Origin of the sequence: Bacillus cereus group sp. MYBK15-3 (assembly GCF_051916765.1) — a bacterium.
Classification (GTDB): domain Bacteria; phylum Bacillota; class Bacilli; order Bacillales; family Bacillaceae_G; genus Bacillus_A; species Bacillus_A cereus.
Genome location: NZ_JBQAHG010000005.1, coordinates 176,174 through 198,942 on the forward strand (window position 1 = coordinate 176,174; position 22,769 = coordinate 198,942).

Here is a 22,769-nt window from a genome sequence, read left to right on the forward strand (position 1 = left end):
GCCCTAATTTCATTGTAAACTTTCAAGCAACTTGAAGGTCAAGATGTAAAAAAGTAGTGCTGACTTATGTCTGCACTACTACTCTTTTCTCAAATCTCTCATATTTGATATGTATAAAGCAATAACTAAAACAAGAATTGCTCCTGCGTATAATAACGTCTCCATCGGTTCCTCATGAGACACAATAATTAATCGAATTAAGGCCGTAATTCCGATATAAATAAAATAGCGTAACGGGAAATGATAGTTCGATTTAAAATACTTAATAATTAATGCAATGAACTCGAAGTATAAGAAATAGACGATGATACTTTCAACCAATTTATAAGACGTATACTCTTTTGCCGAAAAAATATACTGCACGAACGTAATTGTCTCATTCACTAAGAAAATTGATAACACAATGGATAATATAATTAAGGCTATATTTAATATCCATTGCAAAACACTAGCTATAACATGATCGATATTAAATGACTTCATACTCTCTTTAGACTCCCCTTCGTATAAGTACTTATTTATTATAGCAAAATTACGATTGGAAAGAAGTTAAATCATATATTCGTCCTTTGTTATTGCCAGTGAAGGTGATGTTCATTGTTTGGAGGAGTCTTTTAACCGCAGAACTAGATTCCATATTAAGAAATTCCCTCAATTCGCTATTAGTAGTTATCACACTAAACAGAAGTGTGTAATCTTGTACAGCACGTAAATGAGCATGTTTAGACATACTATTGCAATTTGAACAACGCCATCCCTGTCTTTCTTTTAACATTGCCATTGTAAAACATTCCTCACACTGTACACCCTTTAGCAATTCCTCTTTTTTAATTTTATATTGCGCAAGAACATTTTGACGTTGCGGAATGTGCTCATTCATAATCTGGCCTATAAGTCCATTTATATTATCAATCACTTTTTCTTTATATTGATTTTTAATCTGTTTTATTCTATTAGGTAAATTTGCACTGTGGATAATTTTACTAGACAGTATTTCATCTGAAGTTTTAATAATTGTACGAGGGGAACTAATTACAACGAGGGCTTCAATCGGAATATTATGTAAATCATGTAGATTCAGCCATTTTCTCAGTTGCATCTCTTGCCGTTTCAGTTGTAAAAGCGGATCTGGGAATCCTTCTTCCGTATTACCATCTACTATTCGAATAAGTTGATTGAACTTTGTATCAAAAATTAATGTACCAATAATATTTTTTATTTCAAGAAAAAGAAGAAAATAAGATGAAACTATGAGGGTATCAATTTGGAAATAATGTTTTTGATCAAATAACCTAATATCATGTAAAATACTGTATTCTGTTTCGGGTAAAAAACTAAGTGGATACTCAATCGCCTGCTCTCCTTTATAGCCAGCCATAAATTTCGCTAGACTTTCAACCACCACATTCCTTTTTGGATGATGAGCAGGCAATCTTCTAAGTAAAGCTTCTAATTGCAGCAAATATACGGGCATTTTCCGCTCTTTCACAATCATTTTTATCCCCCTCCAAAATATATCAGCGATTTTTCAAATATATCAGCGCAACTCCAAATATATCGGCGATTTTCGAAATATATCGGCGCAACTCCAAATATATCAGCGATTTTCGAAATATATCGACTTACCGACAAAAACCGACACAACATACACACATAAAATCTTATACACAGTATAACATCACATCTAAAATCGCAATGTAAGCATAATGTGTATACCCCAATGTGATTACGCCAGTTTCAAAATAAGAAATTTACATTCCCCCCATGTAAAAAACCTTTTTATAAGTATGAAAAAAATTTAGGAATTAGTTTATCTTTTTTTAATGTTTTATTTAGAGGCAGTTTATAGTCGGGGATTAACATAAGAAACGTAGCAATTAAGTTTATATATGACGCACTGCTACTATAATCGCTAACCGTACTACTTGAAATCATAAAATAAGGAGACGATAAAACATGAACAAAAAAACAAAAACACTATCATCCATACTGCTCGGATTCACATTAGCATTAACAGGGTGTGCTGGTACTAAAGCTGAAGAAAATCATGGGAAACAAAAGCAAGAACAAGTTGCTAAAGAAACAAAAAAGGAAAATAAATTAACTAAAGGGCAAAAAATGGCTAATATTCTTAGCGAGACAAATTGGCAAGGTACACGAGTGTATGACAAAGATAAGAATGACTTAACAAAAGAGAATGCAAACTTCATCGGTCTTGCAAAATATGATGCGAAGTCAGGCAGATATGAATTTTTTGATGCTAAAACAGGTGCAAGTCGTGGCGATAAAGGAACTTTCTTTATCACAAATGATGGAAAAAAAAGAATATTAATTTCAGAATCAATGAAGTATCAAGCTGTCGTTGACATGACAAAACTAAATAAAAATGTATTTACTTATAAACGAATGGGGAAAGACGCTAACGGTAAAGATGTAGAAGTTTTCGTTGAACATGTTCCATATAAAGAAAAAGAACTTTCTTTCACTGATCCGGACAAGCAGCTGAACACGACTACAGGAGATATTGTTAAAAACGTTGATGGAGATAAAATTTTAGGCGGTACCCTTTGGCACGGAACAAAGGTATTAGACGAAACTGGTAACGATGTAACACAGTTTAATTCGAATTTTATAAGTCTAGCAAAATTTGATGACAAATCTAATAAATATGAGTTCTTCAATAGCGAAACAGGTCAAAGCCGCGGTGATTATGGCTACTTCGATGTTGTACACGAAAATAAAATAAGAGCCCATGTTTCAATTGGAAATAATAAATACGGTGCTGCTCTTGAACTTACTGAACTAAATAAAAATAAATTTACGTATAAAAGAACTGGTAAAGACCAAGCTGGTAAGGATATAACTATATTTGTTGAACATGAACCTTATAAAGGTGATATGAAACCACAATTTAGCTTTTAAAAACGTTTGATTAAAGATCCTGTACTGAGTTACAGGATCTTTCTTATTAAGCAAGAGAACGAAAAGACGAAAAACATGTAGCTTTTCGTCTGCACAATATTCCCACCTTATAGTTGATGATTTACAAAACTTAAAAACATACCGATACAAAATAAAATTTGTGACCAAGTAAAAAGCGCCCTACTTATAGGGCGCTTGTTTTATACTTAATGACTAATACTAGCTGTTGGGTATAATGTTGTTCCTCCAATTGAAACTTTTATTTCATTTGTTAATGGAACATTTTGTTCATTAATAATTGTTCTCCACCATTCCCATGCAAGACCTGTACATTCTCTTGCTACAATTTTTATATTTTTTGAGTTCGGTGGAAGAGGGATAACTGTAGAGTAATGAGCCGTTTTGTCTTTTCCGCTACCATCCCATGTTTTATGTGTTAATACTTCGTTACCCTTTTGGTCAAATGTGAATTCATCCCAAGATACATCAAATTGAGCAACGTAAGCACCGTAATGATCAAGTGTCATTTTAGCACTTGAATATTCTGTAGTTGTCGTCTCAATATAATCTGTATTGTTATGAACAGCAGCAGTTGCATTATCTTTTAAGAAAGTGCTTGTATATGAAATTGGGTATGCTGGATTTTTAAGACTTAATTCAGCATTATCTTTAATGATATTTCGGATTTCATTGAAATCTTTAGTAACAACCTTGTTATGCTCTTTCGCATCTCCGCCTAATACTACAGCAGTAAAGGTACTTTCTTCAAAAATATCTTTATACTGTCCACTTGTTTCAACGCTGTTATTCTTAAGTAAGGCTTTAAAAGCAGCTTGTACATCTTTGCTCTTAGATGTTGTTTCTAATTTTACATAAATCGTTCTACCATAAGCTACATTTGAAACCATAACAGGTGGAGCCGAATTACTTACGCCTTTTCGAGTTAACTCGTCAAAAGTAACGCTATTATCAAAAAGGTCGGATGGATTGTTAGGTAGTTCAGCACTTACCGTATAAAATATTTGCTTATATGCGGCAACCATCACTTTTTTCTCTCCATTTGCAACCGCATTAAAATCAATGTTTAGACTATTATCAAGATATTTAGCGTTAACATTAAGAGCACTTGCGATTTGTGATTTACTATAAACCATAGATTCCGTATACTGCATTCTTGCAGGTAACGTATGTGTTGTAGAATACTTTTCATTCCAAGTAGATACTAAATCGTCTACTGCTCCAGCTACATTACCATATGTCGGATTTTGGACAGTGATTGTATTTTCTTTTCTCATGCCCGGTAAGTCTATACTAATATTCAAAGGCTTTCTCTTAGCCACTAATAAACTCGGTTGATTGTCTGCAAAAGCTTTATTCGCAAGTTGTACAGCTCCTGGATACGTGCGATTCACTACAGAATCAATAATTGAAATATCGACCGGTGACGTTGTAAGTGATTTTTTCTCACGTTCCACTACTACGAATTTACCATTTGAATTGATACTTTCTTTCGGAACAAAACTTTCTACTTTATCACCATTTACAGCTAAAACCTCTTGATTATTATATTTAAGATTTGCTATACCAGTATTAATGCCACTAGCATTTTTGGTTACATCAGTTGCATTACTTGCTTGTGTTTCTGCGAAGGAAATAGATGAATAATTAATAGTGCATAGACTAACTAATAAACATGCAAGGAACTTTCTTCTTTTAGTGTTTTTCTTAATATTCAGAAAAATCACCCCGTTCTTTTTTTAGTAAAATATGATAATGATTGATAAATGATAGCTAACTAATAAACTTACATAAATGCTTTTAAAAGTTCTTGAATTAACGGGATTACGCCACCTACAAATTTTAAAACTGCCATTGCGATTTCCATATTATTTCCTCCTTTTTATTGCTACGAAAATGTGATTTATCTTTATGCCCTCATTATAGTGACCCCTTACACTTTTATCAATACACTCTGATATGCAATATTACATATCAAAAAACAAGCTGAATTCTTTTAAAAAGTTATACAGGGATATTTTTTTCGTTTAGTACATACTTGAAAAGGTGAAGCATTCTTTTGCATTTTATGAGTAGTCACATAAAAAACCTGCTGCCTATAAAATACAGACAGCAACTTCAACTAGAGTAGCTTGCATAATCTACGCAAGCTACGGTATTTTTTTACATTTTATAACTAATAAACTGCGATTGGCCCATAAGGACCATTAATAATTTCTATTTTTGTTTCAAAAATATCTGTCAAAAGTGTTGAGTCCATAACCTCTTCTACTGTTCCAAAAGCAGCAATTTGTCCATCTTTCATAGCACAAATTTTATCCGAGTATTTAGCTGCAAAATTTATGTCATGCATGACAGTCAAAATTGTTCTTCCAAATTCATTAGCTGCACGTCTTAAATGCTCCATCATTTGAACAGAACGAGCAACATCAAGGTTGTTCAGAGGTTCGTCCAAAAGTACATATTCCGTCTCTTGGCACAATACCATCGCTACATATGCCCTTTGTCTTTGACCACCAGAAAGCTCATCTAAATATCTATTCTCTAAACTAGTTAAATCTAAGAAATCGATATATTTAGAAATGATAACCTCATCTTCTTTAGTCAATCTTCCCTTTGAATAAGGAAAGCGCCCAAATCCAACTAATTGTCTAACTGTAAGCCTAGTTACAAAATGATTTTCTTGTCGCAATATAGTCAAAACTTTTGCTAAGTCTTTTGATTTGGATTCAGAAACATCCATATTTGCTACCTGAATTTGGCCTTCATCCATATCTAAAAGTCTGCCAATCATCAAAAGTGTCGTGGACTTTCCAGCGCCATTTGGTCCAATTAAAGAAGTAAAGCCTGCTTTTGGTATTTCAATATCCAAAGGTCCTATTTTTACCTTATCAGTATAGAACTTTTTAACATTATCAATTTTTATCATAAAGCCCTCTTCCTTAAAACTATAGTTAAGAATATAATTCCACCAAATAATTCAATAATAACTGAAACTACACCTTGAGCATGGAATACATGATACATTAAAAAGTATGCGCTCGTCATTATTAAAAATCCTATAGCAAAAGCCATCGGAAAAATATATCTATGATCATAAGTTGCCGCTGCCTGATAACTCAAAGTTGCTACTAAAAAGCCGTAGAAAGTAAGTGGCCCAATTAGAGCTGTTGAAATAGACATCAAAATAGCTACTAATACAAGCGTATAAATTACACTAGGTTGATATTTAACTCCAAAAGAAGTAGCAACATCTTTTCCTAGTGACAAAACATTCAAATTCTTAGAATGAGCAAAAATTAATACCGCTACAATTATGATCATAGGAATTACAATAGGAAAATATGCAGGATCTGCATGATTAACAGAACCAAATAATCTTGCTTGTAAAATATCAAATTCTGAAGGCGCAAGTAGTTTTCTCATGAAAGTTGACACAGAATTTAGCCCGGTACCAATAATAATTCCAACTAAAAGCATAAGTTGTAAATTCCCGTATTTACCGGAAAGTAACCATCCATAAAGTATTAAACTCATGAAGACCATAACAACAACTTGGAATAAAAATGATCCAATTCCATTAAAATTTATTAACGCACTAGCACCAAAGAAGAATACTGTACTCGTTTGAATTGCTGAATAAAGTGATTCGAAACCTAAAAGTGAAGGAGTAATAATTTTATTATTCGTAATAGATTGGAAAGCAACTGTCGACAAGCTATGGCAAACCGCAGCAATAATCATTGCAACAATAGCTACTATCCTTCTCTTAACGACTGGGATAAAAGAAGGTGAATCTATCGGAACTGGATTGTTATAAACTAAAAGTCCATATGAAGAAAGAAGACCTAAAGCAATCAATGTTATCAGTAAAATCCAATAACGTCTTGCTTCCTTCTTAGACCGAAAAGCGCTAGCTGATCTACTTTCATTATGAAGGCTAGAATCGATCTCGACATTTTCTTTTTTTCTATATTCTAATGTGATCATCGTAGCCTCCTTGGTTTTCTTTTTCTCAATAAAATAGTAATAAACACGACTGCTCCCACTGTTGCAAGTATTAAAGAAACAGGTAATTCAAAAGGCTGTATAATTGTTCGAGAAATGATGTCACAGGCAGTTATTGATCCCATTCCGATCACACAAACCCAAGGTAAATTACTCCTAAGATCATCACCTCTAAACATTGAAACGATATTTGGCACAATTAATCCTAAGAAAGGTAAGTGTCCAATAACAGCTGCAACAATTCCAACTGCAACAGAGATAAGAGCAGTCCCAAAAAGAACAATTCTATTGTAATTAACTCCAAGACTTGTTGCGACATCTTCTCCTAGTCCAGCTAAAGTCAATCTATTAGCATACATAAAAATAAGAAAAGTAATGATAACAATCAGCCATAAATATTCATATCTTCCCACCTGAATGTTAGCAAATGAACCTACAAACCAAGTTTCAATACTTTGCGTCTTTTGAAAAAGGAGTCCTAAAAAAGTAGACACTGCAGAAATTACTGCTCCAAGCATCAATCCAATAATCGGAACAATTAAAGACGAACGAAGCTTAACTCTTCTTAAAAATAGAAAGAAAATCATAGTTCCTATAAAAGAAAAAATGATTGCACCAGTCATTCTTTGAACTAAAGTCGGGGCAGGAAATAATAAATACACAAAAAGCAGGCCTAAGCCTGACCATTCAATAGTCCCCGTTGTAGTAGGTTCAACAAAACGATTCTGTGTAATAAGTTGCATGACGAGCCCTGCCATTGCCATCGCAGCTCCAGTAAGCATTAATGCAACCGTTCTCGGAACACGAGTGATGAAAAACATCTCCATTCCGTCCTCTTGTCCACGTATATCATAAACTCCAGTAAACAGTGATATAATCCCTAAAATTATAACAACTATAACTGCTATTATAAAAGGTTTTGTCCATATTTTATTTTGATTATAAAACTGGGGTTGAGAAATATTCTCAACCCTAGAAATCATATTTTTTGACACTGCTTCGTACCCCTTTACACTACTTAGCTAAAGTTTTTGCCATATTTCCAAATAACTCTATATAAGTTTGAATTGATTCATTTGTGTAAGTATCTTCTGGTGCATAAACAACTTGTTTTTTAGAAACAGCAGTTGTGTTTTGAAGAGCTGGTGATTTAGAAATAACATCCTTAGCTGGAGTTGACTTAGCTGCATCAGATGTTGCAGCATCACGATCTAATACGAAAAGCCAATCAGGATTTGTTTGTGCAATAGCTTCAACAGAAACGTCATCACCTTTATGACCTGCAGTAGAATTCGAAACTTCTAATGCTGGAGTCCAACTGAAAATGTCATACATAGGTCCCCAAACGCGACCAGAGTGCGGCGCAGCAAAGCCGATATTTCCACCAGTAACGATAACACTCATAACTTTATCTTTTCCGTTATAAGCAGATTTTGCTTTTTCAATAGATTTATCGAAATCAGCTATTAATTGTTTAGCTTCTTTATCTTTAGCAAAGATTTTACCTAAAGTAGTTGTAGAATCTTTAAGTCCTTTTACTAAGTTTTCTCCAGGCTTAGTAGCCTTCTCAGAAACATCAAAATTAAGATCAATAACAGCTGCATTTGGCACTAATTTTTTGATTTCTTCATAATGATCAGCAAATCTTTGACCAACGATTACAAGATCAGGGTTTGCCGCTGCAATAATTTCTAGATTTGGTTCACGGTGATTCCCAATATTTTGAACTTTTTCATCCTTTTTATATGCTGAATCAGCAGGCATGATATCCTTTGGAGCAGCCGCTAATTTAATTCCCCAATCAGATAAAGTTTCAAAAGTTCTGTTATCCAAAGCAACTACATTCTTTGGGTTTACAGGTACTTTAACAGTTCCATGAGCATCAGTGATTTCAACCGTTTTTGGCTTATCACTACCATTATCTTTATTATTAGCCTTCGAAGTTTCTTTACTTGAATCTGAGCAAGCCACTAACATTAAAGTGAAAATTGCTAGAATACTCACTAATTTTAAAAGCATAGATTTTTTCATATGTATACTCCTTATAGTGTGATTTATTTCGAAAATGATGACATCCATAGATTGAATTAGAAGGTAACTTTTATTCAATTGAATCGCTATTGATAATCATTTTCATTTGAACATCCTGTTAATTAGTATAGTCATTAATTCTGTGAAAATCTTGTGAATCGTATGAATTCATAAAATCAAGCATAAAAAGTAATATGTGCGGTCAGGACTGTTGATTAACCTTCATTAAATACTTTCTCAACAAATACGGGACAGAGACCTTCCCTTACAAAATACGCGCAGTAATAGCTAATATTTCACAGAAACTACTTTATTATCTTATTTTTATCATTCAACCATTGAATAGCCTCTGCCATGTATCGTTTGAATATATCTATCTTTCTTCTCGCACTTTAGCTTTTTTCTTACATACCCAATATATAAGTCTACTACATTCGGATTTACTACTACGTCATATCCCCAAACTTGATTCAAAAGCATTTCACGGCTTAATATCGTATTTTTATTCTTAATTAAAAATACAAGTAAATCGTACTCGCGCTTCGTAAGCGAGAGATTTTTGCCACCTTTTTTCACAATATTGCTAGATGCATCAACAAAGAGATCTTTAAACTGAAAAAAGTTTGTCTCATTTTGCTGGTTATAGTCACTTCTTCTTAAAATAGCTTGAACTCTCGCTACTAATTCTTCCTTCACAAATGGTTTTCTAATATAATCATCTGCTCCTGCTTGTAACCCTGCTATGCAATCCTCGCTAGAAATATTGTTGGTCACAATAATGATTGGTGTCGTTTTAACAAGTCGTATTTGTCTACAAATTTCTGGTCCCGATATACTTAATGAATCCCAATCCAATATGATAATATCCCAATCTTGCTCATATGCTATATTTAAACCTTGGTTTTCATTGTGAAGTTTTAAAATGAAATGGCCCTCTTGCGTTAAACCGCTTACGATTTTCTTTGCTGAAGACCGTTCATTTTTAATCACCAACACCTGCTTCACCGATGGTTCACCTCTACTTCAATATAAATTATTTAGATAAAAAATTATCCCGAAAAAATAATTTAAGATTTATAAATTTAAAACCCCTAAATAATCCATTAAAACAGTTTATTAGGAGAACTCTATATAATCTTACAATAGGTATGGATAAAAACACAAAACATATGAAGATTCGAATAAAGTAAAAAAATAATAACTACTTAACAATTGAGCGTTTACAATCTGCTATAGTATCTACCCGCTTATCATCAATAACCATTTTTTATTCTCTCTTTCAGGGATACCGTCCCATCGACTTCAGCATTCTATAAAACCACAAACAAAAAGAACCATAACCTCACCAACCTGGCAAAATTATGGTTCATATTATACAAAATAAAAAACCACCAAATATGTATTGGTGGAGACGGTGGGAGTCGAACCCACGTCCAAAAATATCGGCACTTAAGCTTCTACGAGTGTAGTCGATATATTAGCATTTCGCGAACTCTTCGGCCTATCGACAGGCTTCCAAGTTGCTAGTCTGGTTATTCTCTTCCTTTGTCCTCAGACGGCGAACTCCGGCGTAGTCCACTTAGTTTGAGTCCCTTACCCTACCACATGGACGATGGAGGGAGGAACCTTTAGTGCAATTAAGCAGCTAAAGAAAGATTGTTTTGTTTGCCAATTATAGGCTTTGACGTTTTAACGAGGCCGATCCCCTCGACTCGCAACCTAAGCTCGAACTATCCCTGTCGAATCCGTAACGTCCCCATGATAAAAATGGAGCATACGAAGAAAATATCGTGATAGCTACTAAGAGCTGTTTTTCAATGTGCAACAACCTTACATAAGTTATTATAACATACGCGCTCCATTTTACAAATGTAAATATCTGTATTACATCTTTTGGCGATCACGGAACGCGCGTGCAATTTCACGTTTAGCTTCTTTCTCTTTTAAATCGTGACGTTTATCGTATTGCTTCTTACCTTTTGCTAAACCAAGTGCCATCTTTGCAAATCCATTTTTTAAATAAATTCTAAGTGGAACTAATGCGTAACCTGTTTCTTTCGCAGCGCCCGCTAGTTTATCAATTTCTTTTTTATGCAGAAGTAATTTTCTCGTACGAAGTGGATCATGGTTGAAACGATTCCCTTGTTCGTACGTATTAATGTGCATATTATGAACCCATACTTCACCATTATGTACACGTGCAAACGCATCTTTCAAGTTTACGCGTCCAGCGCGAATCGACTTAATTTCCGTTCCTTGAAGGACAAGCCCTGCTTCGTATGTTTCTTCGATGAAATAATCATGAAATGCTTTTTTATTCTGTGCAATAACCTTACCTGTACCCTTTGGCATATAACGTCCCTCCTCTATTTTTACTATTGTAACAAATGTTAATAAAAAGCGAAAGTGGCTCACTCAGAATCTTTGGACATTGGAACTCCCGACAGAGAAGCGCTTTTTTCTTCGGCCGAGGGAGTGAAATGGCCAACAGATTCTAGCCACTGTAGCTGGATTCCAATTAAAAGCGAAAGTGGCTCGCTCAGAATGTGAGGTGGATGGAGCTTCTGACCTTGAGGCGCTCTTTGCCTCTGGGGAAGAAGCGAAGCCGCCGAACATTCTAGCCACTGTAGCTGGATTCCAACAAAAAGCGAAAGTGGCTCGCTCTTAAGCCACGAAGAAAAAAGAAAAGGCCCCGCTTTTCATCAAAGCGAAGCCACTCTTTTCTTACTTACGCTTTTTCTTTTTCTTCTTGAATCCTGGTACGTTTTCGAAGAATGCTTTTTTCTTCTTACCGTTACCATCTTTTTTTCCTGGCTGGCTAGCAGAAGCGGATGCGGATGCAGATCCTCTTCCTTTTCCTTTACCACCACGGTCAAATTTTCTACCTGTGCCACGTTCACCGCCGCGCTCATTACTGCGCTCGCTACGTCCACCGCGTTTCTTTCTGCCTGTTCTTGGCTGCTCGATAACGACTGGACGATCTTTGAACTTACGGCGAGGTGTGCCTTTCATGCCAACGATTTCAAAGTCGATTGCACGCTCGTCTTTGTTTACGTTAATAACGCGAATTGTAATTTCGTCACCGATGCGGAATACGTTTCCTGTACGTTCTCCGATCATAGCGAAATGTTGCTCGTCATAACGGTAGTAATCATCCGTTAAGTAGCTAACGTGTACAAGACCTTCAATTGTATTTGGAAGCTCTACGAATAAACCGAAGTTTGTTACAGAGCTAATCATACCGTCATACTCTTCACCGATCTTATCAACCATATACTCTGCTTTTTTCATCTCATCTGTTTCACGCTCTGCTTCAACAGCACGGCGTTCCATATTAGAAGAGTGCTCTGCAATCTCAGGTAATTTTTCACGCCATTTTGCTTGCGTTTCGTTGTCGACTTTACCATTAATAATGTATTCACGAATTAATCTATGAACGATTGTATCTGGGTAACGACGAATTGGTGATGTGAAATGTGTGTAGAACTCAGTTGATAAACCGAAATGTCCTAAACTATCCGCATCGTAACGAGCTTGCTTCATAGAACGAAGCATAACTGTTGAAATAACTACTTCTTCTGGCTGTCCTTGAACCATTTCAAGAATTTGTTGCAGCGCACGAGGGTGCACTTCATTCGCACGTCCTTTTACCGCATATCCGAAGTTCGTTACAAACTCGAAGAAACGCTCAAGCTTATCTTCTTTCGGATCTTCATGGACACGGTACATAAACGGTACGTTCATCCAGTGGAAGTGCTCTGCTACTGTTTCATTCGCAACAAGCATAAATTCTTCAATTAACTTCTCTGAAACAGAACGATCACGCATAACAACATCAGTCGGTTTTCCTTCTTCATCCACTAATACTTTCGCTTCTTTAAAGTCAAAGTCAATTGCACCACGGCGCATACGTTTTTCACGTAAAATTTGTGCCAATTGCCCCATCTCTTTAAACATCGGTACGAGCGGCTCATAACGCTTAATTAACTCTTCGTCCTCATCTTCTAAAATGCTTCTTACGTCAGCATACGTCATACGCTCTGTCGTTTTAATCACACTTTGGAAAATCTCGTGTTTAACAACATCACCTAAATTGTTGATTTCCATTTCACAAGATAACGTCAGACGGTCTACTTTCGGATTTAATGAACAAATACCGTTAGATAGACGATGCGGAATCATCGGGATTACACGGTCAACAAGATATACACTCGTCGCTCTTTCCGCTGCTTCAACATCAATTGGAGAGCCTTCTTGAACGTAATGACTTACATCCGCAATGTGAACGCCTAGCTTGTAGTTACCGTTCTCAAGCTTCGTTACTGTAACAGCATCATCTAAGTCTTTCGCATCTGCACCATCAATCGTTACGATCATTTGATCGCGCAGGTCGCGGCGATCTTTTAAATCTTCTTCTGAAATCGTTTCTGGTACACTGTTTGCATGCTCCATCACTTCCTCAGGGAATGCTAAAGGTAAATGATGTTTATGAATGACAGATAAAATATCTACTCCTGGATCATTTTTATGACCTAGAATTTGAATAACTTCACCTTCTGCACTTAAACGATTCTCTGGATAGCTCGTAATTTTCACAACTACTTTATGACCTTCTACAGCACCCATCGATGCGCTTTTCAAGATAAAGATATCACTCGTCCAGCGCTTATTGTCAGGTATAACGAATCCAAAGTTTTTCGATTCTGTATATGTACCAACTAGTTCTTTCGTTCCACGCTCTAAAATGCGTACAATTGAACCTTCTTGACGCGAACCGCTCGATTGAGAACTAAGGCGTGCTAATACTGTATCGCCATGAAGTGCACCGTTTAATTCTGTAGGCGGGATGAAAAGATCATCGTCTCCTGTTTTCTTCTCTTCTGGTACAACGAATGCAAAACCACGTGCATGTCCAATTAACTTACCTCTTACTAAATTCATCTTTTCAGGAAGACCGTAACGGTTGCTACGAGTACGAATAACAAGTCCCTTTTCTTCCATCGTTACAAGTGCCTTTACGAAATCTTTAAAGCCCTCAGAACCTTCAATTCCAAATGCCTCTTCTAACTCTTGTATCGTTAGCGGTTTATACGCTTCTTCTCTCATAAATAATAACAACTTATCAATATGTTCTTGTATGATTTCTTCCAAGCAAAAATACCTCCTTTAAAACCTTATATTATTTAGTGTATCCGAAAGATAGGGGATGTATAAAGTGAAACTTCAATACTCCCCTTATGATTTTTACAGTTTTCACAAAAAATTCCTTATGAAAAAAAGAGGCAACTAGATCTTACCAATCTAGTTGCTCCAAGAAGTTATATACATCCTCATGTAGCTCGTCACGTTGTTTATCAAGTGTAATGACATGCGTAGAGTCTTCATACCATTTAATGTCTTTTAACGTAGATTCTACACCGTTATAAATAATGTTAGCACTATCTGTATTAATCATTTCGTCATGACGTGCTTGTACAACAAATGTTGGCGCATAAATCATATCCACATTGTTACGTACGTCAGCAATTAATTGTTGTAATGCTTTTAATGTATTCATCGGTGTCTTTTGGAATTCCAACATTTCTTGTTCAATTTGTTCAGGTGATTTTTGCTCACGTTTTTTATATTCGCGGGCATATGCCAATATACCTTGGTACATCGTTTCTTCGCTCTTAATATACATCGGTGCACACATTGGTACTACACCTAAAACCGGTACTGTATAACCTAATTTTAAAGAAAATACGCCGCCAAGTGACAATCCAACAACAGCAATTTTCTCAAAACCTTTATCTTTTAAAAGCTGATATGCCTCCGTTACATCTTGCCACCAATCTTCAGGCCCTGTATGAACAAGCTCTTCTGGTGGTACACCGTGCCCTTTATAAATTGGCGCATGACAAGTATAGCCTTTCTTTTCTAAGAAACGCCCTAACATACGTACATCAGCTGAGTTCCCTGTGAATCCATGTAGTAATAAAACAGCGCGGTCTCCACCCTCAAATGTAAATGGTTTCGGAGATGCTAATTTCATCATGTATTTCTCCTCTTTCTCTTCTGTAATCTAGTCGTATTCTTTCTATATCTAGTGTACCATATTTGTATTTCTATAATCTAATTAGAAACATCTTTCAAATAGCAAAACAAAAAAAGAAGAACCATTAGTACCATTCACTAACGCTTCTTCTTTCAATTCTATAAATTGAAGTACGTAACACCAATTGTTAATACAAAGAACAATACAGCTAAAACAATTGTAATACGGTTTAATACCGCTTCAATTCCACGTGCCTTTTGCTTACCAAATAATTGCTCCGCACCGCCTGAAATTGCACCTGAAAGGCCTGAGCTATTACTAGATTGCATAAGTACCATAACAATCATTAAAATCGATACAATAATAAGTAAAACTGATAATAACGTATGCACTTGGCGTACCTCCTACAAAGATTCAGTTATTGTAACTGTAGCATAAATTCTATAGAAAAGCGAGAGCTATAGAGGCGCTCTCGCTTTTCTTCTATTACATAAACATCATCGCAAATAACGGTCCAAGTAAACATGTCAAAATTGCTGTTAATGTCATTGTTACCGATCCAATAACACCTTCATGCTCGTTATTTTTCATCGCTCTCATCACGCCCATAATATGAGAAGCACATCCAAATCCGATACCTTTACCAACTGAGTTTGTAACACGGCTCCATTTTAATAAAAGGGGTCCTGTAATCGTTCCAGTAATACCTGCGATAACAACGAAAGCTGCTGTTAAGGAAGGTACACCACCGACTTGTTCAGAAACACTCATCGCAACTGGCATTGTCACCGATTTTGGTAATGACGATAAGATTAAGCTTTTATCCGTTCCCATAAGTGAAGCAATCGCAAAATCACTAGCGATTGCAACTGTTGTACCTACTAATACCCCGCCAGCAATCGGTACAACATATTTTTGCAGAACATGACGTTGTTTATAAAGAGGAATTGCAAATGCTACAACACCGGGTCCAAGTAGCTTTGCAATCCAGCCACCACCACTTTCCATATAATGTTGATATGGTATATCAAGCACGATAAATAGGAAAGCCATTAATCCAGTTGCTACAAGCATTGGAATGGTGAATGGTGTTGGAAATAATTTATAGATTTTTTTAGATAATTGATATAATAGCACCGTAAAAAGAACCCAACCGATTCCGATTAATATTTGGCTCATCGCGACTCTCTTTCCTTCCTATTCGCAAGATATTGTCCTGTATGTCCTGCGACAATAATAATTAAAAATGTACTCGCTACAACTGTAATGAAAAGAGAAATTCCTTTACTCATAAAAAAAGCACCGTAATTCATTAGGCCAAGCGTTGGCGGAATTAATAAAAACGGCATAATAGCAACGAGTGTTTCTGCTCCTAAATCGAACCATTTCACTGGAAGAACTTTTAGGCTAAGTAAAACAAGTAAGAGGAACATTCCAATCAAACTTCCTGGAATCGGAATATTTAACATTTCTTGCACCCAAGTTCCAACCATATAAAACACGTAAAGAGCAGCAATTTGGACAAGAATCTTTGTAAATTTCATGTTCATCATCCCTCATGTTTATACGATCTTCTGTTAATATCTTTATCATAGTATAAATTGTAAAAAGCTGCAATTTATCAACTTGACAGCAAAAACAGCCTATGTTATACGCTTACAACCTTGATATGACTGCATTTCTAAACGAAAATTACGTCAAAAACCTTGACCTAATATAAAAAGTTTTTATTTTCTGAATTTAAAAGACTATTATTTCAATAAAATAATCTTTTTATCCTTAAACTTACATATATATAAAGTGAAACTTTAATCATTGAGGTTTTCCTCATCCCCATTAATTATTATCCCTCACCAAGCGGATTTGTACCGGATAAACAAGATAGGTGGTGAACATATGCCCAAAAAAGTTCTCATTTTTTGTGATCCTGGGATTGATGATACGATGGCTCTCCTCTTAGCATTCTTTATCGATGAAATAGAAATCGTCGGTATCGTTGCCGATTACGGCAATGTTCCAAAAAAAATGGCCGTAGAAAATGCTCATTTTTTTAATAACGAAACAAAGAATAGAAATATCAAGATATTCGGTGGTTCAGAACGTCCCCTTACAGGTGCCCCACCTGCGTTTTTTACGGATGTACATGGGAAACAGGGGCTCGGTCCAATTATTCCAAAGGTGAATGTGACTAACGGAGAAATGGAGAATTTTTTTGAAGTCATTCCTCTTATTGAACAGTATAAAGATGAATTAATCATTGTAAGTTTAGGAAGACTTACCTCCCTAGCAATTTTATTCATCGTATGTAAACAGTTAATGAAGCAAGTTAAATCTTACTACGTAATGGGCGGTGCCTTTTTACATCCTGGTAATGTTACCCCTATTTCCGAAGCAAACTTTTATGGCGATCCTACTGCTGCTAATATAGTCCTTCAATCTACAGCTAACATGTACATATACCCATTAAACGTTACCCAATATTCCGTCATTACACCAGAAATGGCAGAGTATATTGAAGCAAAAGGAAAAGCCCCACTTCTCAAACCTTTATTCGATCATTATTACTACGGATATTATAAAGACGCCCTACCACATTTAAAAGGCAGCCCTTTCCATGACACAATGCCAATACTCGCTTTATTTGATAACTCTATGTTCACGTATCATAAATCACCTATTGTTGTCATGACAGAATCCTCTGCACAAGGAGCAACCATAGGGGAATTTCGCTCTTTAGTGAACCAGAAGCCATTTATTGATTGGCCGGTTCATCAAATCGCAATTGATTTTGACTATAACCGCTTCTTCAAACATTTCATGTCACTTATGACGGGTGAACAATTTTAGCATAAAAAAACAGACCGTGATTTCTCACGGTCTGTCGTTTATTTTCTACAATTATCGTTTGATGTTATAGAAAGATTTGATACCATCGTAAACAGCGATTTCGCCTAGTTCGTCTTCGATGCGTAATAATTGGTTGTACTTAGCAATACGGTCAGTACGGCTCATAGAACCAGTTTTGATTTGGCCAGCGTTAGTTGCAACTGCGATGTCAGCGATTGTAGCATCTTCAGTTTCACCAGAACGGTGAGATACAACTGCTGTGTAACCAGCACGTTTAGCCATTTCGATAGCTTCGAAAGTCTCAGTTAAAGTACCGATTTGGTTAACTTTAATTAAGATTGAGTTAGAGATACCTTTTTCGATACCTTCAGCAAGTTTTTGAGTGTTAGTTACGAATAAATCGTCACCAACTAATTGTACTTTATCACCGATACGCTCAGTTAATAATTTGTGACCATCCCAGTCGTTTTCGTCTAAACCATCTTCGATAGAGATGATTGGGAAGTCTTTGCAAAGCTCTTCATAGAAATCAACCATTTCTGCAGAAGTTAAGCCAGTACGGCCTTCGCCTGCAAGGTCATATTTACCAGTTTCTTTGTTGTAGAACTCAGAAGAAGCAACGTCCATTCCTAAGAATACGTTCTCGCCAGCTTTGTAACCAGCTTTTTCGATAGCTTCGATGATTACTTCTAAAGCTTCACGGTTAGAACCAAGGTTTGGAGCGAATCCACCTTCGTCACCTACTGCAGTGTTAAGACCTTTGTCATGTAATACAGCTTTAAGTGCATGGAATACTTCAGCACCCATACGGATTGATTCTTTGAATGTTGGAGCACCAACTGGTAAGATCATGAACTCTTGGAAGTCAACGTTGTTATCAGCGTGAGAACCACCGTTGATGATGTTCATCATTGGAGTTGGTAATTGTTTTGCATTGAATCCACCAAGGTAACGGTATAATGGAAGACCTACGAAGTCAGCTGCTGCGTGAGCTACTGCCATAGATACACCAAGGATAGCGTTAGCGCCTAGTTTACCTTTGTTTGGAGTGCCATCTAATTCGATCATAGCACGGTCGATACCAGCTTGGTCAGTTACATCGAAACCAGCGATTTCTGGAGCGATAATTTCGTTAACGTTGTTTACTGCGTTAACAACACCTTTACCAAGGTAACGAGATTTGTCACCGTCACGTAATTCTACTGCTTCGTGCTCACCAGTAGATGCACCACTTGGTACGATAGCGCGTCCGAAAGCGCCGCTTTCTGTGTAAACTTCTACTTCTACAGTTGGGTTACCACGAGAGTCAAGGACTTCGCGAGCATAAACATCAATAATTGTTGACATAATAAATTCTCTCCTTTTTATATAAGCAAATTATTTAATAATTGTTTTACCTGTCATTTCTTTCGGTTGTTCCACATTTAAAAGTGTAAGCATTGTTGGAGCGATATCTCCTAAAATACCACCTTCACGAAGCTCTACATCATTTTTTGTAACGATGAAAGGAACCGGGTTAGTTGTATGAGCTGTCATAGGACCGCCATCAGCAGTTAACTCCTGATCAGCATTACCATGGTCAGCAGTAATAAGTGCTACACCATCTTTTGCAAGAATCGCTTCTACAACTTTTCCTAAACATTCGTCAGTTGCTTCTACTGCTTTAATTGTTGGTTCCATCATCCCAGAATGGCCAACCATATCACAGTTCGCAAAGTTAAGAATGATAACATCATGTTTATCATTTTCGATTTCATTTACTAAAGCGTCCGTTACTTCGTAAATGCTCATTTCAGGTTTCAAGTCATACGTTGCAACCTTCGGTGAGTTAATTAAGATACGCTCTTCTCCTGGGAATTCAGCCTCACGACCACCGCTAAAGAAGAATGTAACGTGCGGATACTTTTCAGTTTCCGCGATGCGAAGTTGCTTTAATCCCGCTTGCGCAACAACTTCACCTAAAGTGTTATCAAGGTTCATTGGCTTGAATGCCACGTAACCATCTACAGTTTCACTGAAGTGTGTCATACATACGAATTCTGGAATGTGAGGTACTTTTTCACCACGATCGAACTCACGGAAGTCTTCGTTTGTAAATACACGAGCAATTTGAATTGCACGGTCTGGACGGAAGTTATAGAAGATAACTGCATCATCATCATTGATTGTTGCAACTGGCGTGTTATCTTCGTTAACAATTACAGACGGCAATACGAATTCATCATAGATACCGTTCGCATAAGAGTCTTCTACACACTCTTCTGCTGATTTATAAGTAGGGCCTTCACCATTCACCATAGCACTGTAACATTTTTCTACGCGATCCCAACGCTTGTCACGGTCCATAGAGTAATAACGACCAGAGATAGTCGCGAATTGTCCTACTCCTGTTTCTTTAATTACTTCATTCGTTGCATCGATATAACCTTTTGCTGTTTGTGGTCCAACATCGCGGCCGTCTAAGAAGGCATGGATATAAACTTTCTCCACGCCTTCTTTTGCTGCTAGGCGAAGAAGAGCAAACATATGGTTCATGTGACTGTGCACACCACCGTCAGAAAGTAAACCGAATAAATGAAGTGCAGTACCTTTTTCTTTTACACTTTTAATTGCATTTTGGAAAGTTTCGTTCTTATCGAACTCACCTTCACGAATTGCAACGTTAACGCGTGTTAAGCTTTGATATACTACGCGGCCAGCACCGATATTTAAGTGACCAACCTCAGAGTTACCCATTTGACCTTCTGGAAGACCTACCGCCTCACCACAAGCTGTAAGCGTTGTGTGAGGGAATTTGTTCCAGTAGCCATCAAAATTAGGTTTCTTAGCTTGTGCTACAGCATTCCCGTAAGTTTCTTCACGAAGTCCGAAACCGTCAAGAATGATTAAAGCTGTTGGCTTTCTCATTTTACCGCCCCCAGAAGACCTAAGAACGAAGCAGGCTCTAAGCTAGCACCGCCAACTAAAGCGCCGTCGATGTCAGATTGTGCCATATACTCTTTAATGTTTTCTGGTTTTACGCTACCGCCGTATTGGATACGAACAGCTTCTGCAGCTTCTGGAGAAACAGCTTCTGCAACAACTTTACGGATGTGCGCACATACTTCGTTTGCATCTGCAGAAGAAGAAGATTTACCTGTACCGATAGCCCAGATTGGCTCATAAGCGATAACAGTTGCTTTAACTTGCTCTTCTGTTAAACCTGCAAGTGCTTTTGTCACTTGACCTGCTACTAGATCAAATGTTTTTCCGCTTTCGCGCTCTTCTAAAGTCTCACCACAACATACGATTGGTGTTAAACCATGTTCAAATGCTGCGATAGTCTTTTTGTTTACTGACTCATCTGTTTCAGCAAACATTTCACGACGCTCAGAGTGGCCAAGTACTACATAGCCAACTTTTAAGTCGCTAAGTGCTACTGGGCTAATTTCGCCAGTGAATGCACCATTTTTTTCGAAGTGCATGTTTTGTGCACCTACTTGTAAGTCAGTTCCTTCAGTTGCTGCTACAAGGCGCTCTAAGAATAGAGCTGGAGAGCAAACTACTGCATCAACAGCTGAAGCTGCTGGGATTTGACCTTTAACTTCCTCTACGAAGCTAACTGCTTCAGATAGAGTTTTATTCATTTTCCAGTTACCTGCGATAATTGGTTTACGCATGCTTTGCACCGTCCTTTTTCTTTGGCTGCTACTTATTTGTCGTTAAGACAAACTACACCTGGAAGCTCTTTACCTTCCATGAATTCTAATGACGCACCGCCGCCAGTAGAAATGTGGCTCATTTTATCAGCCATACCGAATTTTTCAACAGCTGCTGCAGAGTCACCACCGCCGATAACAGAGTATGTATCTTCTGCATCTGCTAATGCTTGTCCTACTGCTTTTGTACCTTCTGCGAATGGAGTCATTTCGAATACACCCATTGGTCCATTCCATACAACAAGCTTAGAATTTTTAATTACATCTGCATAAATTTCACGTGTTTTAGGACCGATGTCCACGCCTTCCCAGTTAGAAGGGATAGAGTCGATACCAACGATTTTAGTTGTTGCAGTTTCAGAGAATTCCTCAGTGATTACAACATCAACTGGCATGTAGAAGTTTACGCCTTTTTCTTTTGCAAGTTGCATAAATTCTTTAGCTAGTTCGATCTTGTCGTCTTCACATAGAGATAGACCAATTTCATGACCTAAAGCTTTAACGAATGTGTAAGCAAGTCCACCACCGATGATTAAGTTATCTACTTTGTCTAATAGATGACGAATTACACCGATTTTATCTTTTACTTTCGCACCACCGATGATAGCTGTAAATGGACGTTCTGGGTTAGAAAGTGCTTTCCCAAGTACATCTAACTCTTTTTCCATTAATAGACCAGATACTGCTGGTAGGTAGTCTGCGATACCTGCTGTAGAAGCGTGAGCACGGTGAGCTGCACCGAATGCATCGTTTACGAAGATGTCAGCAAGTGCTGCAAATTCTTTCGCAAGTTCTGCATCGTTCTTTTCTTCGCCCGCATAGAAACGTACGTTTTCAAGAACTAATACGTCGCCTTCGTTCATTGCTGCAACCATTTCTTGTGCAACTGGTCCGAATGCTTCGTCCGCTTTTTTAACGTCTTTACCAAGAAGCTCGCCTAAACGTGCTGCTACTGGAGTTAAACGCATTTCTTCTACTACTTGACCTTTTGGACGGCCTAAGTGACTTGCTAAAATAACTTTCGCACCTTGCTCTACTAAATATTGAATTGTAGGAAGAGCTGCACGGATACGAGTTTCATCTGTAATTTTGCCTTCTTTCATAGGTACGTTGAAATCAACGCGGCAAAATACACGCTTACCTTTTAAATCTACGTCACGAATTGATTTTTTGTTCATTGGATTTCCCTCCGACTACTAGTTAGGATT

General features: G+C 36.9%; 21 protein-coding genes and 1 other RNA gene. 3 read left to right on the forward strand and 19 right to left on the reverse strand.

Going from position 1 to position 22,769, the window contains the following annotated elements; genetic code table 11:
• Positions 1-78: 78 nt before the first annotated feature.
• A complete protein-coding gene (gene psiE / locus ACTFR8_RS20885) occupies positions 79-483 on the reverse strand; it encodes a phosphate-starvation-inducible protein PsiE (RefSeq protein ID WP_000834708.1) in 405 nt (134 codons plus the stop codon).
• 49 nt (positions 484-532) lie between these two features.
• Positions 533-1,495 (reverse strand): nuclease-related domain-containing protein, encoded by a 963-nt coding sequence (locus tag ACTFR8_RS20890; protein ID WP_000635744.1) that lies wholly within the window; start codon positions 1,493-1,495, stop codon positions 533-535.
• Positions 1,496-1,956: 461 nt separating this feature from the next.
• On the opposite strand from ACTFR8_RS20890, the gene ACTFR8_RS20895 reads away from it, so the two are divergent.
• Positions 1,957-2,922 (forward strand): DUF4822 domain-containing protein, encoded by a 966-nt coding sequence (locus tag ACTFR8_RS20895; RefSeq protein ID WP_001036739.1) that lies wholly within the window; start codon positions 1,957-1,959, stop codon positions 2,920-2,922.
• Between the two features lie 206 nt (positions 2,923-3,128).
• On the opposite strand, the gene alo is transcribed toward ACTFR8_RS20895, so the two are convergent.
• The 8 genes from alo to smpB form a co-directional block, all read right to left on the reverse strand.
• Positions 3,129-4,667 (reverse strand): anthrolysin O/cereolysin O family cholesterol-dependent cytolysin Alo, encoded by a 1,539-nt coding sequence (gene alo, locus ACTFR8_RS20900; protein WP_000576732.1) that lies wholly within the window; start codon positions 4,665-4,667, stop codon positions 3,129-3,131.
• 449 nt (positions 4,668-5,116) lie between these two features.
• Positions 5,117-5,869 (reverse strand): iron ABC transporter ATP-binding protein, encoded by a 753-nt coding sequence (locus tag ACTFR8_RS20905; protein WP_000590071.1) that lies wholly within the window; start codon positions 5,867-5,869, stop codon positions 5,117-5,119.
• Complete coding sequence (locus ACTFR8_RS20910; protein WP_000631244.1) at positions 5,866-6,930, reverse strand: iron chelate uptake ABC transporter family permease subunit; 1,065 nt, start codon at positions 6,928-6,930, stop codon at positions 5,866-5,868. The genes ACTFR8_RS20905 and ACTFR8_RS20910 overlap by 4 nt, the downstream gene beginning before the upstream one ends.
• Positions 6,927-7,943 (reverse strand): ABC transporter permease, encoded by a 1,017-nt coding sequence (locus ACTFR8_RS20915; protein ID WP_000042073.1) that lies wholly within the window; start codon positions 7,941-7,943, stop codon positions 6,927-6,929. The genes ACTFR8_RS20910 and ACTFR8_RS20915 overlap by 4 nt, the downstream gene beginning before the upstream one ends.
• Positions 7,944-7,962: 19 nt before the next feature.
• A complete protein-coding gene (locus tag ACTFR8_RS20920) occupies positions 7,963-8,979 on the reverse strand; it encodes a siderophore ABC transporter substrate-binding protein (protein ID WP_000749434.1) in 1,017 nt (338 codons plus the stop codon).
• Positions 8,980-9,306: 327 nt separating this feature from the next.
• On the reverse strand, positions 9,307-9,984 hold the full coding sequence (locus ACTFR8_RS20925) for a response regulator transcription factor (RefSeq protein ID WP_000815809.1): 678 nt from the start codon (positions 9,982-9,984) through the stop codon (positions 9,307-9,309).
• Between the two features lie 398 nt (positions 9,985-10,382).
• Positions 10,383-10,737, reverse strand: a transfer-messenger RNA (tmRNA) gene (ssrA, locus tag ACTFR8_RS20930).
• Between the two features lie 126 nt (positions 10,738-10,863).
• On the reverse strand, positions 10,864-11,331 hold the full coding sequence (gene smpB / locus ACTFR8_RS20935) for an SsrA-binding protein (protein ID WP_001123919.1): 468 nt from the start codon (positions 11,329-11,331) through the stop codon (positions 10,864-10,866).
• A gap of 178 nt (positions 11,332-11,509) precedes the next feature.
• Here smpB and ACTFR8_RS20940 point away from each other — a divergent pair, with 178 nt between their 5' ends.
• Positions 11,510-11,647 (forward strand): hypothetical protein, encoded by a 138-nt coding sequence (locus tag ACTFR8_RS20940; protein ID WP_076774635.1) that lies wholly within the window; start codon positions 11,510-11,512, stop codon positions 11,645-11,647.
• Positions 11,648-11,703: 56 nt separating this feature from the next.
• Here the strand turns inward: ACTFR8_RS20940 and rnr are convergent, their stop codons facing one another.
• The 5 genes from rnr to ACTFR8_RS20965 form a co-directional block, all read right to left on the reverse strand.
• The gene (rnr, locus tag ACTFR8_RS20945) at positions 11,704-14,130 is read right to left on the reverse strand and encodes a ribonuclease R (protein ID WP_252209730.1); all 2,427 of its coding nucleotides are present in this window, start codon (positions 14,128-14,130) and stop codon (positions 11,704-11,706) included.
• 142 nt (positions 14,131-14,272) lie between these two features.
• Positions 14,273-15,013, reverse strand: a complete 741-nt coding sequence (estA, locus tag ACTFR8_RS20950; RefSeq protein WP_000761976.1) for a carboxylesterase — start codon at positions 15,011-15,013, stop codon at positions 14,273-14,275.
• 161 nt (positions 15,014-15,174) lie between these two features.
• Positions 15,175-15,408, reverse strand: coding sequence for a preprotein translocase subunit SecG (gene secG, locus ACTFR8_RS20955; RefSeq protein ID WP_000557264.1), 234 nt, complete (start codon positions 15,406-15,408; stop codon positions 15,175-15,177).
• 94 nt (positions 15,409-15,502) lie between these two features.
• Positions 15,503-16,195, reverse strand: coding sequence for an LrgB family protein (locus ACTFR8_RS20960; RefSeq protein WP_000078304.1), 693 nt, complete (start codon positions 16,193-16,195; stop codon positions 15,503-15,505).
• The gene (locus ACTFR8_RS20965) at positions 16,192-16,560 is read right to left on the reverse strand and encodes a CidA/LrgA family holin-like protein (protein WP_000673222.1); all 369 of its coding nucleotides are present in this window, start codon (positions 16,558-16,560) and stop codon (positions 16,192-16,194) included. Before ACTFR8_RS20965 ends, ACTFR8_RS20960 begins: the two co-directional genes overlap by 4 nt.
• A 352-nt stretch (positions 16,561-16,912) precedes the next feature.
• On the opposite strand from ACTFR8_RS20965, the gene ACTFR8_RS20970 reads away from it, so the two are divergent.
• Complete coding sequence (locus tag ACTFR8_RS20970; protein ID WP_001125054.1) at positions 16,913-17,863, forward strand: nucleoside hydrolase; 951 nt, start codon at positions 16,913-16,915, stop codon at positions 17,861-17,863.
• A gap of 51 nt (positions 17,864-17,914) precedes the next feature.
• On the opposite strand, the gene eno is transcribed toward ACTFR8_RS20970, so the two are convergent.
• The 4 genes from eno to ACTFR8_RS20990 are packed head-to-tail and all read right to left on the reverse strand — an operon-like array spanning position 17,915 to position 22,739.
• Positions 17,915-19,210 (reverse strand): phosphopyruvate hydratase, encoded by a 1,296-nt coding sequence (eno, locus tag ACTFR8_RS20975; protein WP_000103951.1) that lies wholly within the window; start codon positions 19,208-19,210, stop codon positions 17,915-17,917.
• Positions 19,211-19,240: 30 nt separating this feature from the next.
• Complete coding sequence (gene gpmI / locus ACTFR8_RS20980; protein WP_001231158.1) at positions 19,241-20,770, reverse strand: 2,3-bisphosphoglycerate-independent phosphoglycerate mutase; 1,530 nt, start codon at positions 20,768-20,770, stop codon at positions 19,241-19,243.
• Positions 20,767-21,522 (reverse strand): triose-phosphate isomerase, encoded by a 756-nt coding sequence (tpiA, locus tag ACTFR8_RS20985; protein WP_001231038.1) that lies wholly within the window; start codon positions 21,520-21,522, stop codon positions 20,767-20,769. Before tpiA ends, gpmI begins: the two co-directional genes overlap by 4 nt.
• A 32-nt stretch (positions 21,523-21,554) precedes the next feature.
• Positions 21,555-22,739 carry a phosphoglycerate kinase gene (locus ACTFR8_RS20990; RefSeq protein ID WP_001036350.1) on the reverse strand — a complete coding sequence of 395 codons (1,185 nt, stop codon included), beginning with the start codon at positions 22,737-22,739 and terminating at the stop codon, positions 21,555-21,557.
• Between the last annotated feature and the right edge of the window lie 30 nt (positions 22,740-22,769).

Bases quoted from the DNA above. Each gene is read 5' to 3' on its own strand.
- psiE (WP_000834708.1), bottom strand. From the start codon at position 483: ATGAAGTCATTTAATATCGATCATGTTATAGCTAGTGTTTTGCAATGG.
- ACTFR8_RS20890 (WP_000635744.1), bottom strand. From the start codon at position 1,495: ATGATTGTGAAAGAGCGGAAAATGCCCGTATATTTGCTGCAATTAGAA.
- ACTFR8_RS20895 (WP_001036739.1), top strand. From the start codon at position 1,957: ATGAACAAAAAAACAAAAACACTATCATCCATACTGCTCGGATTCACA.
- ACTFR8_RS20905 (WP_000590071.1), bottom strand. From the start codon at position 5,869: ATGATAAAAATTGATAATGTTAAAAAGTTCTATACTGATAAGGTAAAA.
- ACTFR8_RS20910 (WP_000631244.1), bottom strand. From the start codon at position 6,930: ATGATCACATTAGAATATAGAAAAAAAGAAAATGTCGAGATCGATTCT.
- ACTFR8_RS20920 (WP_000749434.1), bottom strand. From the start codon at position 8,979: ATGAAAAAATCTATGCTTTTAAAATTAGTGAGTATTCTAGCAATTTTC.
- smpB (WP_001123919.1), bottom strand. From the start codon at position 11,331: ATGCCAAAGGGTACAGGTAAGGTTATTGCACAGAATAAAAAAGCATTT.
- estA (WP_000761976.1), bottom strand. From the start codon at position 15,013: ATGAAATTAGCATCTCCGAAACCATTTACATTTGAGGGTGGAGACCGC.
- ACTFR8_RS20960 (WP_000078304.1), bottom strand. From the start codon at position 16,195: ATGAGCCAAATATTAATCGGAATCGGTTGGGTTCTTTTTACGGTGCTA.
- ACTFR8_RS20965 (WP_000673222.1), bottom strand. From the start codon at position 16,560: ATGAAATTTACAAAGATTCTTGTCCAAATTGCTGCTCTTTACGTGTTT.
- ACTFR8_RS20970 (WP_001125054.1), top strand. From the start codon at position 16,913: ATGCCCAAAAAAGTTCTCATTTTTTGTGATCCTGGGATTGATGATACG.
- eno (WP_000103951.1), bottom strand. From the start codon at position 19,210: ATGTCAACAATTATTGATGTTTATGCTCGCGAAGTCCTTGACTCTCGT.
- gpmI (WP_001231158.1), bottom strand. From the start codon at position 20,770: ATGAGAAAGCCAACAGCTTTAATCATTCTTGACGGTTTCGGACTTCGT.
- tpiA (WP_001231038.1), bottom strand. From the start codon at position 21,522: ATGCGTAAACCAATTATCGCAGGTAACTGGAAAATGAATAAAACTCTA.
- ACTFR8_RS20990 (WP_001036350.1), bottom strand. From the start codon at position 22,739: ATGAACAAAAAATCAATTCGTGACGTAGATTTAAAAGGTAAGCGTGTA.